The sequence below is a fragment of the Enterobacter cloacae complex sp. P16RS2 genome, assembly GCF_014982155.1.
Classification (GTDB): Bacteria; Pseudomonadota; Gammaproteobacteria; order Enterobacterales; family Enterobacteriaceae; genus Enterobacter; species Enterobacter cloacae_M.
Genome location: NZ_JADCKW010000004.1, coordinates 1 through 12,507, shown reverse-complemented (window position 1 = coordinate 12,507; position 12,507 = coordinate 1). Strand labels below are relative to the sequence as shown.

At 52.1% G+C, this 12,507-nt stretch carries 15 protein-coding genes and 1 pseudogene; 15 read left to right on the top strand and 1 reads right to left on the bottom strand.

Going from position 1 to position 12,507, the window contains the following annotated elements; genetic code table 11:
• Positions 1-53: 53 nt before the first annotated feature.
• The 15 genes from INF68_RS01230 to INF68_RS23140 all read left to right on the top strand — a co-directional run bounded on the left by INF68_RS01230 (position 54) and on the right by INF68_RS23140 (position 12,249).
• Positions 54-434, top strand: coding sequence for a hypothetical protein (locus INF68_RS01230; protein ID WP_032648628.1), 381 nt, complete (start codon positions 54-56; stop codon positions 432-434).
• The gene (locus INF68_RS01225) at positions 434-607 is read left to right on the top strand and encodes a 50S ribosomal protein L13 (protein ID WP_193525220.1); all 174 of its coding nucleotides are present in this window, start codon (positions 434-436) and stop codon (positions 605-607) included. Before INF68_RS01230 ends, INF68_RS01225 begins: the two co-directional genes overlap by 1 nt.
• Positions 600-833: a hypothetical protein gene (locus tag INF68_RS01220; RefSeq protein WP_193525219.1), complete on the top strand. Its 234-nt coding sequence runs from the start codon at positions 600-602 to the stop codon at positions 831-833. Before INF68_RS01225 ends, INF68_RS01220 begins: the two co-directional genes overlap by 8 nt.
• On the top strand, positions 830-1,180 hold the full coding sequence (locus INF68_RS01215) for a hypothetical protein (RefSeq protein ID WP_193525218.1): 351 nt from the start codon (positions 830-832) through the stop codon (positions 1,178-1,180). The genes INF68_RS01220 and INF68_RS01215 overlap by 4 nt, the downstream gene beginning before the upstream one ends.
• Before the next feature lie 2 nt (positions 1,181-1,182).
• Positions 1,183-1,551 (top strand): HK97 gp10 family phage protein, encoded by a 369-nt coding sequence (locus tag INF68_RS01210; protein WP_193525217.1) that lies wholly within the window; start codon positions 1,183-1,185, stop codon positions 1,549-1,551.
• Positions 1,548-1,931, top strand: coding sequence for a hypothetical protein (locus INF68_RS01205; protein WP_016245419.1), 384 nt, complete (start codon positions 1,548-1,550; stop codon positions 1,929-1,931). Before INF68_RS01210 ends, INF68_RS01205 begins: the two co-directional genes overlap by 4 nt.
• Positions 1,932-1,989: 58 nt before the next feature.
• Entirely contained in the window at positions 1,990-2,745 is a 756-nt protein-coding gene (locus tag INF68_RS01200) for an Ig-like domain-containing protein (protein ID WP_193525216.1), read from the top strand.
• A gap of 50 nt (positions 2,746-2,795) precedes the next feature.
• Positions 2,796-3,539 carry a DUF6246 family protein gene (locus tag INF68_RS01195; RefSeq protein WP_193525215.1) on the top strand — a complete coding sequence of 248 codons (744 nt, stop codon included), beginning with the start codon at positions 2,796-2,798 and terminating at the stop codon, positions 3,537-3,539.
• 72 nt (positions 3,540-3,611) lie between these two features.
• A complete protein-coding gene (locus INF68_RS01190; RefSeq protein ID WP_193525214.1) occupies positions 3,612-3,986 on the top strand; it encodes a hypothetical protein in 375 nt (124 codons plus the stop codon).
• A 57-nt stretch (positions 3,987-4,043) separates the two neighbouring features.
• Positions 4,044-6,383: a tape measure protein gene (locus INF68_RS01185; RefSeq protein ID WP_193525213.1), complete on the top strand. Its 2,340-nt coding sequence runs from the start codon at positions 4,044-4,046 to the stop codon at positions 6,381-6,383.
• Between the two features lies 1 nt (position 6,384).
• Positions 6,385-6,879 carry a hypothetical protein gene (locus INF68_RS01180; protein WP_193525212.1) on the top strand — a complete coding sequence of 165 codons (495 nt, stop codon included), beginning with the start codon at positions 6,385-6,387 and terminating at the stop codon, positions 6,877-6,879.
• A complete protein-coding gene (locus INF68_RS01175; RefSeq protein WP_193525211.1) occupies positions 6,879-7,349 on the top strand; it encodes a hypothetical protein in 471 nt (156 codons plus the stop codon). Before INF68_RS01180 ends, INF68_RS01175 begins: the two co-directional genes overlap by 1 nt.
• Positions 7,342-7,779 carry an NlpC/P60 family protein gene (locus INF68_RS01170; RefSeq protein WP_193525210.1) on the top strand — a complete coding sequence of 146 codons (438 nt, stop codon included), beginning with the start codon at positions 7,342-7,344 and terminating at the stop codon, positions 7,777-7,779. Before INF68_RS01175 ends, INF68_RS01170 begins: the two co-directional genes overlap by 8 nt.
• Positions 7,721-10,204 carry a host specificity factor TipJ family phage tail protein gene (locus INF68_RS01165; RefSeq protein ID WP_193525209.1) on the top strand — a complete coding sequence of 828 codons (2,484 nt, stop codon included), beginning with the start codon at positions 7,721-7,723 and terminating at the stop codon, positions 10,202-10,204. The genes INF68_RS01170 and INF68_RS01165 overlap by 59 nt, the downstream gene beginning before the upstream one ends.
• Positions 10,205-10,260: 56 nt before the next feature.
• Positions 10,261-12,249, top strand: a complete 1,989-nt coding sequence (locus INF68_RS23140; RefSeq protein WP_227412761.1) for a hypothetical protein — start codon at positions 10,261-10,263, stop codon at positions 12,247-12,249.
• A gap of 36 nt (positions 12,250-12,285) precedes the next feature.
• Here the strand turns inward: INF68_RS23140 and INF68_RS23135 are convergent.
• A pseudogene (locus tag INF68_RS23135) lies at positions 12,286-12,507 on the bottom strand (hypothetical protein); the annotation flags it as partial.

Genomic DNA, 12,507 nt, shown 5'->3' with positions numbered 1-12,507 from the left:
GAGCAGGCAGAGCAGGCAGAAACCCCCTCTAAATCGAAGAAGGCGAAATAACCATGGCTGACCCAATCACAGCGGCAGACGTGCAGGCGTTCCTCGGTGAATTGGGTTACTCCATCCCGGGCGCGCTGCTGGATCCGATCCTCTGCGTGGTGAACAAGATCATCCCGTGCCTCGATGGCGCGGGGTATGACGAGTGCACCGCGAAGCTGATCCTGATGTATGCCGCCGCGCTTATGGCTACGTCGTCCGGTGCGCGCCGCATCAAATCGCAGGGGGCGCCGTCCGGCGCGTCCCGTTCGTTTGAATATGGAGACGACAGCATTACCTGGCTGCGCGACTCGCTGGCCCGTCTCGATACCAGCGGCTGCACCGGTGAGCTGCCAATCAGCGCCGGTAACAGCGTCGGTCTGTTTATGGTGGTCGGGGGCTGCTGATGAAGTCCAAATCAGTTATGCACGGCCTGCCGCGTCCGTTCACCCGCGTCTGGGTGATTACCGACACCGGGCGTGAGACTACCGGCTACGTGAAATCGGATGGCGAGTGGTTCATCAATTGCCCGCGCATCCGGGCGACTGGCGCGAAGGTGCTGAGGTGGAAAGATGGCTGAAAATTATGAAGTCCATGCCTTTGAATGCGAAGACAACTGGTCGCTGTTCATCTGGATAAACGACTCCGGCGTTAAGTTTATTGGCCGGCATGCTGAAACTTACGAGAAAGCCAAAGCTGACTTTCTGGAGCAGGCTGATGCTAGGCGCCTCGCCAGCCAATCAGGCTCGATGCGGCCTCTTGATGATTTCAGAAGCGTTGAGAAGGTGGAGGTATTCACTCTATGAGCAGCGTTGCCAACTGGTCTTACACCGCTACGGCGACCATCTGGCGCAAGCTGGAAGGCAATGACGAATATGGCGATCCGCTTGGCTATGCCGAACCTGAGCAAATCCTCTGTGATTACGAGGGCGGGCTCAGCAAGAAGTTAGCCAGTTTGGGCGCTGAAATCGTCGTGAAGAATACCGTCTGGACGGAGTTCGCGCTGGCGTCCGCGGGTGATTACCTGCTGATTGGCGCATCGACCGAGGCTGACCCGATTATGGCTGGTGCCGACGAGGTGCGGCAAGTTATTCGCTATGCCGACACGTTCGAGCGCCTGGCGGATGATTACGCCATCCTGACGGGAGTATAGCCATGGGCATCAAAGTGCGCGGCGTTAAGCTGTCGAAAGCCGGGCTCAATCGCATCATTAACGACGTGAAAGGGCGAAAGGTCGCCAGGGCGCTACAGTCAGTAATGATAATTGGCAGCTCCCAGGCCGCGCTTTATACGCCGATCGACACCTCAACGCTGCTTAATAGCCAGTATCGGGAGTTGATTAACAACGGCGTTCGACTGACAGGTCGTGTTGGATACACGGCGAACTACGCTGTTTTCGTTCACGATCCGAACGTGCCGCAAACCTTCCGCCGCGCAACCGCGCAGAAAGAGTTCCTCACCAAAGGCTTTGAAGACACCCGCAGCCAGATTGATGCCGTGATGCGCAAGGAGCTTTCAGTATGACACCTGCCATGTATGAGCGCGTGCGTAACTACTTCGTTGATGCCGGGCTTACCACTGGCTTCATTGTTCAGTTGCTGGCTTGGGACGACACAACGAAGTTAACCGACGCATTCATCGTGTTCCGGCCTAACGGCGGTACCGACATCCGAAATGACCTCGGTTCTGATCACTACGTGCTGGTGGATGTCATCTCTGCCAAAGATAAGCGCCGCGCAGCCGCTGAGAAGGCTCAGGAAATCATCAATTATGTCGAACAGAACGACATTACCGACGAATGCCTTGGTCTGATTCAAAACCTCGGCAATATGCCTGCACCTATCCTGACCGAAGAGGGCCGCCTGGTCTTCAGACTCCAGTTCATGTGCGTCTACGGCGAATAACCCCATTACCAACCCATCAGGCTGCCATCCGGTGGCCTTTTTTATTTGAGAGGTACACATGCAAGGCTGTGCTAATGATTTTGGCAAGCTGATCGGGAAAGTAGCTGTGCTACGCATGGCCTTTGGCTGCCCCGACGCAGTGCCAGCGCTTTCCGAGTGGAAGCGTCTCGGCGCTATGACGACCAAGGGCATCGATTATTCGATGAATACCATCAACTCCGATGCAGATGATGCTAAAGGTCTGGTGGAGAACCTGGTCAACAACATGGACCTGACAATCTCCGGTGAAGGGGAGTTTCGAAAGTCTGATAAAGACAACGAGATCGGCGCGTGGCGTCTGTCGAAGTATATCTTTGACGAAGTTCAGGCAGGCCGTCAACCTAACTTGTGGGTGCGGTTTGACTTCGCTGGGGAGAACGCCGGTACTTATATCCAGGGCTACATGAACACCACTTCATGGTCTGGTGACTTCGGTACAAACGATATCTCCACCTTCTCCGGCGAGTGGAAGGTCTACGACGCCGACACCGTTGTGTTTGAGGTCGCTGACTTTATCGCGGCCACTGGTGTTGAGGTTACCCCTGCAACTGCATCTCTGGTCGTTGGCGCAACCCAGCAACTCAGCGGCGCGGTTCAGCCAACCGATGCGACTAACAAGGCCATCACCTGGACGACTTCGGCGGCATCTATCGCAACAGTCAGCTCAACTGGTCTGGTAACGGCCGTCGCTGCAGGAACCGCGACAATTACGGCTACTACCGCAGATGGCAATTTCACCGATACCTGCGCTGTTACCGTTACTGCCGCACCGTAATCACTACAAAGGGCAGCGCGCTGCCCTTGATACTGGTTATGGAGAGCGATATGACCCCTTTGAAAGAAATTGGCGAGTGCCTGATTGGTTCTGGCGGCCGTGAATACTTCTTCCGGCCATCGTTCCGTAACATGACTCGGATCGGCGATCCAGAGCATATCGTCCGCACTTTCTACGCACTGTTCAATGACGATGTGGCAAAGATGCTTGAGGCGGCACGAGAAATTCACAGCGCGATACCAGAGCACCAACGCCATTTTTACGCCCACTACTTCGGCGACGTAACATACCCTCTGTGGTCGATTGAGGCTGCTGGTTCAGCGGCATTCCTACGTGAAACTTTACTATCAGCGATTAACGTCATTCAGTCATGTTGCGATGAGGATGTTTCTGATTTGACTGGCTGGCATGAGTTGTCCCGCACCGGGCGGCGCACTTTCGTATGGCATCGCGGCGCGCTCCCGCCTGAGGATCTTATCCTGATAGCTCAGTCACTCATCATGCACGGCATTATAGGCCGGGCGAAGGTCCGTAAGCTGCAGAAGCACGAGAGTAAGGAAACTACACCGGAGTTTCATGCGACTGAATACATCATGGCGGCGCGAAACCATTTCGGGATCAGCAGAGAAGAGGCTGAAAACCTTACCATGACCGAATTCGCCATGATGCTTAACGCCAAATATCCCGACCAGAAAGGTTTCACCAGGGAAGAGTACGACGCTGTTATGGACGATGACGATCGCCGCTGGCAGGAAATGATTGAGCGCGAAAAATCAGCAAAGAAAGCCGCCTGAGGTAATAATGGATGTACCGTAATCGCCTGACCGGGCGTAATATGGCTCGACAAAAAAACTCAGGGGATAAGAGTGAAGAAAATACTTTTGGCTTTGGCTATTCCGCTGGTTCTGGCTGGCTGCAAGCCTGGTGAGGAAAAGGCCATTTCTCTGGCGCAATCTGAAGTTTCAGCAAATCTACTGGATCCTGGTAGCGCGCAGTTCCGCAACGTGAAAATTGCAAAAATGACCGATGCTGAAGATGGCCGTGTAATTGCTGTAGTTTGCGGAGAAATTAACGGTAAGAACGGTTTCGGGGCCTATGCAGGGTTTCATCCTTTCTTCGTTGAGTTAAACATGAAATCGAAAGGGATCTTCTCGAAAGGCGTCGATTATACGCTTGGTGAGCATTTCCTTAGTTCGCGTGACACTCCGCCACCGCCAGCCTACACCGAACGATGCCAATAAACGACACGAATAACTAACCCACCTCTCGGTGGGTTTTTTTATGCCCGGAGAAAAGTGATGTCTGAAAAAGCAGGCGAGATTTATTACGACATCGAGGCTGATGTTTCTGGCTTGCTGAAGGCGCAGGGAAAGGCCAATAAGTCGCTCGACTCTATCGGCAACTCTGCAACTACCGCAGCCAAAAAGATGGATGAGCTGCAGACAAATATCAACCGCGTTGCCGGGGCTATTGCAGCTTCACTAGTTGTTGACTGGGGAAAGGCATTCCTCGTAGCTGCTGACAACATGAGTCAGCTCAACGCGCGCATAGAGCGACTGACTGGCAGTGCGGCGGTTGCATCGCAGACAATGCAGAGCCTGATGCGTATCAGTTCAGCAACAGGCGGCTCATTGCAGGACACTGCGAAGTTGTGGGAAACACTCAGCACGGCATTGCGCGATACAGGCGCGACTAACGGCCAGATCATTCAGCTCACAGAAACACTTCAGAAAATAGGGCGTATCGGCGGATCCTCTTCTGAAGAAATGGCGAATGCTCTTCGTCAGTTCGGCCAGTCAATTTCATCCGGCACTGTCCGGGCTGAAGAATTTAACTCCATTCTTGAGCAAATGCCTGAACTGGCGCGCCAGATTGCTGCAGGTATGGGTGTGAGTATTGGTCAACTTCGTCAGCTCATGCTTGACGGGAAGTTGACAGCAGAAGATGCGCTGAATGCCATCCAGAAACAGACCGGATCAGTCAATGCTGAGTTCGAAAAGCTCCCGCGCACGCTGTCGCAGGCAAATACTGCGCTGACCAACTCATTCCTGTCGATGATTGATTCTGTCAATCAGGCTACGGGAGCAAGTCAAGGCATGGTCGCCGTGATTGACTCGCTGACAGCTGCGCTCGACAGGCTGGTTGGGAAGGCAATATCTGCCGATGCGCAGATTTCTGATCTGAACAGCACGGCTGAAATGTTTACCCGCCGGGCCCGCACCTGGTCATGGCTTGGTCTTGATGGCTGGGAGGCGCAAAACAAAGCGCTGGCCGGTCTGAGCAATAAAGCAGCTTTGCTGGTTGGCGATCTGGCTGCTGTAACCAAAGCTTCACAGACCGCGGCTAACACAAAGCCCATCGAGATTAAAACCACTGGCACGGCCACTGGCAGCAAAGCGAAGGGCGGAAAGTCAGAGGCCCAGAAAGAGGCTGAGCAATACGCAAAAGCCCAGGAATCCGTCAATGAGAAACTTGACGAGCTCAGGCAGAAAGCGGAGATCTCAGCAACCAGTGTTGGTGAGTTATCGCGCGCCCAGGCTGTGCTGAATGCTCAGCAGTCTCTTGGCAATAGCGCCTCGCAAGATCAGCTTATTCTCGCAGGACAACTGGCTGCTAAGGCCTGGGATAATGCTAATGCTCTGCGTGAACAGGCAAAGGCAGAAAAAGCACGCACTGAGGCTGCCAGTAACTTTAGCGCCATCCAGGGTAAAACCAGCAAAACGGCTGGTCTGGACAGTCAGTACCAAAAGGACATTGCTGATATCCAGCTTTACGCACAGCTTTACCCTCAAAAAATTGGAGAGGCTGAAGCCGCAAGGGCTGCGATCGAGCAGCAGTACCGCACACAGCGCAGTGCCGCAATGTTTGAAGAGTGGACACAGCTCAACCTGGCAACGCAAATGGCAGGCGCTGCATTCACCTCGCTAGGTAATAACGCGAGTAATGCATTCACCGGAATCATCACGGGAAGTATGTCAGCGCAGGAGGCCGTGTATTCCCTTGTGAGTAATGCTCTGAATAGCGTCATTAATTCCGTTGTTCAGATGGGCATTGAGTGGGTTAAATCTGCCGTAATGGGTGCCGCGGCGCAAACCTCTGCGATTGCCACGACTACTGCGGCGCAAACTGCTGGTTTAGCTACAACCACTGCTGCAAGTACCGCGGCGGCCACGACCACTATGGCGGTCTGGACGCCAGCTGCAGCCGTCGCATCAATCGGTTCTTTCGGTGGCGCAGCGGCGATCGGTATTGCTGCTCTTATCGCGGCTATGGCTATGGCTGGCGGTATTGCCGGAAAGCGCAAGAACGGCGGACCGGTATCTGCTGGCTCTATGTACCAGGTGGGTGAGGGCGGTATGCCTGAAATCTACCGTGCCAGCAATGGCAGCCAGTACATGATCCCCGGCGACAACGGAAAGGTCATCAGCAACAAGCAGATGAATTCCGGAGTCGGAGGCGGTTCTGTTCCTGTAACCATCAACATTCAGAACTATACCGGCGCGACTGTTGATGCCCAGGCCACGCAGGACGGCAATGGGGTGACCATCGATATGATTGTGGCTGATATCAATAACGGCGGTCGTGTCAGTCAGGCCATTCTGCAAAACCATCAGGCACCACGTAAAGCAAGGGGATAACATGCCAATTCCGTACCCTGACTGGTTGCCTTTGGCACAGAAAGGGAAATCACCCACTACCGATACCGGGTTTCGCGTCGACCAGCCGACGGTCGGCGCGCCGGTATTTCAGAAATTAACCGACGATCTGAAGACCTCCTTCTCGTTGACGTGGATATTCACCCAGGACCAGCACCGGGCATTCATGCAGTGGTTGCGCAGCCCGAACTACCTCGACAACTGCAATCAGTGGTTCACGATGCCGCTTGGCACCGGGACCGGCGAAACTGGTGTAGAGGTGCAGGAATTACACTTTCTCTCCTGGCCGTCATGGTCGCAGTCCGGTTCCATTTTCACGTGGAGCGGTGATGTCGTTGCGCGCGAGCTGGTTAACTCTGATGACGAGTTTGACGACATCATCATTGAGCTGCCGCCACCATGGGCCTCAAGGCTGGATATCATTGTCACGGGCTATCCTGACGGGCGCGACCCGGAGAGTTTACCGAAGGTGCCATAATGCCGACGCTCAGAGAATTCCAGAGCCGAAGGCCAAACCGAATCCTGTACGAAACCATCACGTTTTACAGCCCGGTCTTTGGCTATATCAGGCTCGTTAATAACCAGATTTTCCCCAAAACGCTCGGCGGTCAGGTCTACACACCATGCAGAATGGAGTTAACCGAAAGCCAGCAGAGCAACACGCCGATCCTCGACAGCACCGTCAAATTTGGCCGTCTGGCGCAGGACTTCAAGCAACAGCTCAAGCAGTGGAAAGCCTACTCGCGTATCACACCTATCTCGGCGACATATCAGCAGTTTGACGCAGCCGACATGAAGACTGCCATCAAGTCGTGGACGCTCTACGTCAGTGACAGCTCGATGGACGACAAGGACGTTACGTGCAGCCTGACGCGCGTAAATCCGCTAAATCGTAACGTCGGACGTCTGTATACCGTCGAAGAATATCCGGGGCTCCAGAATGCTTAAAGACGATTTCATCTCGCGGGTTGAGGGTATCCCCTGGAGTAACCGCGCCTGCAGCTTTGAGGCTGCCGACTGCTGGGGCCTGGTGGTGCTCTATTACCGCCATGTCATGGGCATTGAGATCCACCAGTCAGCGGATTACGAATCCGGGCGCGACTTCATGACGTGCTATGGCGCTGATGTCGTTTTCTGGAAGCCCGGCGCCACGTTCACTGAGGACGGGATCTTCGTCGCCTGGGTTGGCAGTAAGCCGGTGCATGTTGGTCTGATCGTCGACGGTCGCGCGCTGCACAGCCGCGGGGAAAATGGACATGTCCGTTTCGACGCCATCCGGACAATTCAGAAACTATTCACCAGAGTGGAGTTTTACACCTATGCCGGTAATCGAGATTCAGCGCGTTCCGGGGATGCCGAAGGACCGGGCGGTAGTTAAAGCCGGCACCGTATTTTCGGAGTGGCTTGAGCAGGAAAGTTTTCACCGAGATATCCGCATCAATGTTAACGGCAAAGAACTGCAGCAAGATGATGAGCTGCAATTTGCACTCCAGGACGACGACCGGGTAATCATTTTCGACCAGCCACAAAGTGGCGGTCTTGTCGGCACGCTGCTAAACCCGCTTGAGCATTTCAACCCGATAAAGTTCACCCAGAAGGTGCTGTCTTCGCTGATGCCGAAGCCAAACACCAACGCAGCCAGCGGGAACAGCAAAACCTCTCCGAACAACAGCCTGAAAGGGCAGACGAACATAGCGCGCAATGGCGAGGCGAAGCCGGACAATTTCGGCCAGGTTCGTTCCTTCCCGGATCTTGTGCAAGAGTCTATTTTCGAATATATCGACAACTTGAAATACATTACTGAATTAATGTGTTTTGGTATCGGTTTTTACGATAAAACTTCTATGCGGTTCTCTGAATCCAACTTGGGATCAATGGCTGGCGCCTCTTACACATTTTTCAATCCAGGTGAAGCCATTCCGGTTGTTAACGAGGGGTATCAGTTCGACGACGTTGACGGGCAGGAAGTGCCCGGCTTGAACGAAAGCGACGATTTCCCGATCGAGACGGCAACAGCAAACACCGTCATCAGTGGCGTTTATGCTGGCGGGCAGATAGCGATGAAAATCGTTAAACAGGCTGACTTCGACTACTTTGCTGACCTGACTTTCCCGCACCCGGTCACGTTCACTATTAACGTTACGTACCCGATCACCGGCGGTACTCGAACGGAAGATGTCACGCTGTCAGGGCGCCTTATCAGCTTTGCGGAGACAAACGATGGATCAGTTGTCAGCCCTGTTTACTATTACACTTTCACGTTCGACAACCTGAATGGTCCGTCTATTCCCATCCAGGACGCAACAATCAACACAACCAAGTTCATCCTGAACGATAACGCCGCGCTGATCGTCGGTCCGTTTTTCTCGCCGATACCCTCAAGTCAGCTGTGGCTGCATACGCAGTCCGGGCTCGGCGGGAACAGCGAAACGAACTGGGTGGTCAACATCTGGAAAGTGGACAATGACAACAACCTGATCCCCGGAACTGAACAGACGTTCACCTACCGGCAGACAACGCCGCACGACTACATGTCGGAGACGTTTAACCGGACCGACAAACTTACCCCGGCTGGCGGGTTTGGGCGTTATGCGATCACTTTCCAGAGGACCGATAACAGCAGCGACGCGAGCAAGCTGCAGGTAGAAGAGATCCACGCGGTAAACGTCAGGACGAACGTCGTTCACGCTGAAGATTCACTGGTGATGGTCAAGGTCCGGGCCACAGAGAACGCCACAAGCGGACGAGACAGGAAGTACAACGCGTTAATCACCCGCCACGTCATCAGCTACAACATGACGACGCAGCAGGTCGACTATACGCTCAGGCCATCACGCAAGTTTGCTGATATCGCGCTGTTTAACTGGCTGGTCGTCGGGCAGCAGCCTGAGTCGAGCATTGATATTTACGGTCTGTACCAGATCCAGGCTGAAATTGATGCTATCGACCCGCGACTCGGGTATTTCGACTATACGTTTGACGATGAGGATGTGTCGCTCGGTTCGCGCATGGAGACCATCTGTGACGCCGCCAGCGTCTCGGTTTATGACGACAACGGCATGCTGTCTTTCACCAGAGACGGCAAAAAGACGTCTGCTGCCACCATATTCAACCGCTCGAACACCAAACCTGATGGCTACTCGCTCTCCTACGACATGACGCTCCCGGGCGGTTACGACGGCGTAGAGGTGCAGTATCGCAACCCTGACACCAATAAGCAGGACTTTGTCCGGTACCGCATATCAGGCAACTCCATCATTGAAGGATCGCCGGCCAAGGCGAAAAAGTTCGAAATGCTGTACGTCAGGAACAGGTTTCAGGCCGACGAGCGCGCGCTGAGGGAATGTAAGAGACTCATCTACTCTCGTATGACCATGCAGATCACCGCTATGGCAGACGGAGAATGGGTGAACATCGGCGATATGGTGCAGGTGCCGGACACTTACGACACCAACCAGCAGGCCGGTTATATCGTGTCGAGGGTCGGGAATGACTTCGAGACAAGTGAGCGCATCAATTTCTCCGGAACCATGTTTGTGCAGGTCACGGATTCGTTCGGTGCCACCACGGCGCGATATCCGGCTTCTCCGCGTGCTGATACTGCGTTCGGCTTTACCGCTGCTATCCCGAATATCGATCTCAACATGTTTGATGGTTTCGACGTCCAGTCACCTTCACGGTACGTCATCGCCACCTCACAGGAGCTTGATGCAGGGCAGTGGACAATCACCGCCAAGCAACCTGATGGAAAGGGTAATACCGCTTTAACCCTCGCTGAGTATAGCGATCTGATTTACCAATAAGACCCATCCCGATCACCTCAGCCCGGCCACCGCGCCTGGTTTTTTATGGAATCAATATGGCTACGCAACCAACACAAAATCCGGTACCAAGCGAATCACCTCGCGACCTGAAATTTAACGCGGGGAAAATTGATGAATACGTTACGTCTATGGGCTGGACGTATACCGATCGTTTCGGTCAAAAGCATTACACGATTGAAGGTAATAATTATCTTGCTCAACAGGCAATGGCTGCCTTTGGTTATGTGGTTCTTAATGGAAAAACATTCACAACAGGCGCAACTATTAGTCAACCAAACGAGGTGCTGCTAAATACTGCCGATGGCGAATATTATAAATGGACTGGTTCTTTTGCATCAGGCCCGAAGGTGGTTCCCGCTAACTCAACACCAGATACCACTGGGGGTATTGGTCCAGGCGCATGGGTCGGTGTTGGTGATGCCTCGTTACGCGCTGCTCTCGCTGCTCCAGGCGGCGTAGATCTAGTAAACGGAGCTGCAAAGCAGACTGATGTAGATAAACTGAAGAAGCAGAATGAGGCGTTTGCTTACATAGAGGATTACTCCTCAATGGTCGTTTCAGGGGACTGGACGGCAGCAATTAATGCGGCATTTGCCACAGGTAAGCCGGTAGTTGGTAAGGGGCCATATTCTGTCTCAGGAATAATTAACACCAAAGGCCAGCCCATCGTTAGTCCGTTTATTATAAGTACAACCCGATATTCGCTTGGCGCAGTGACGGCGCAGACTGTAGAGCCAGACTCGGAAAGCATCCGCATGCTTTATCTTGAAAGTGCGTATGATCTGGCAGAACTTCTGTACATTAAAGCGTTAGGATTTAACACAATTAACCATTACTGTTATTTTGCCAACAACGGAACAATAGATGCCTCAGGTACTGCAGAGCAGTTGCTTGATAATGCACGTACAGCTGGGCTAAGAGTTAATCTTGGAACTGAAAGCCCACGCGCTACCACAAGCCTCAGTGAATTTGTAAATGCTACAAAAGAACACCCAGCAACATGGGGGTATAGCGTTTATGATGAGCCAGCATCCAGAGGCATTAGCGTTGCATCGCAAGATGCTAAAATAACAACATTAAGAGGCCTCACTACAAAACAGTTGAGCTTCGTAGACTTAATTTCTGAAGGCAATCCGTTTAACCAACTATTTAGTAAAAGCTATGACATTGCATTTGTAGATTCATATTCGAGAGTATGGACCTCTGGGGTGGCGTTAGACAATGACCTTAAGAAGATGCGCTTCGACTATGGATGCATTAAGGCTCAAACAGGTTTATCGCGAGTTATCCCTGTAGTGTCTGCTTTCACAGATTCAGGCGGGTATTATGCAAGCAGTGAGTCTCAAGTTATTGCTGCCAGTAAAGTATTTGGGGCAATATTTGGCGGAAACTTTGGCGCTTTTGTATGGGATGGTGTTGGTGACCCGAACATTACTGGCCGCGTTCGTTCCAATATCAATCTTCAGAAACTCGTGGCAGGATTGGCGTCTCAGCGTACTAGAAAAATGTTAAATACAGAAGCATATTTATTCGGAGGTGCTCCGGGTAATACTATGTGGCCTATAACAAGTCTTTTGGAAAAAATCCCGGTTAAAGATCCATCTAGCTCGGACGCGTATTCCTTTGCGAATGCATTTCCTGTAAGAGTAAGAACAGGAACTACTGAGTCGGACAGAACTACAACTATTCCTAATTCGGATTATTCAGGGATAGGTTTTAAGGGAGCATTCGCAAGCCTAGTTACGAATATAAAATTCCGCAAAAATGTTAGATGTTCTTTGGAATACTTTAATATTTCAGGAACAACAGCAGGAACATTCAGTTTGTTTGGGACAAACGATGCAGGTTATACAATATCACTTAAGTACAATGATGCCATCACAGGCAATAGCGTCCTGGATTTTAATGTAAATTCTGCATCGTTTTATGATGAAACAATAATATTTAGGGTGGAAAATAACGGTGATGTATCAAATTATTACAGGAAGTTTTTGAGAGGGCTTATAGTTTGTAGTGATTGGTAAGTATATGAGTAAAGCGCCACTTTCGTGGCGCTTCTTTTATTGATGCTTCTTAATTCTTGAGGCCGCTAGAATCAACAACAAGAACAAGGATAAATCAAAACTGAAATTCATACCAAAAAGATGCTTATCCATGTCTCTATAACCCTCCCCAAGGAATGCTATGTAAAACTGAGAAACACCAAACGATGAGGTTATAAATAGGACTCCTGACATTCTCCGCTGCCTCAACAAAATCGCCCCAGCAAGAATAACCAATAT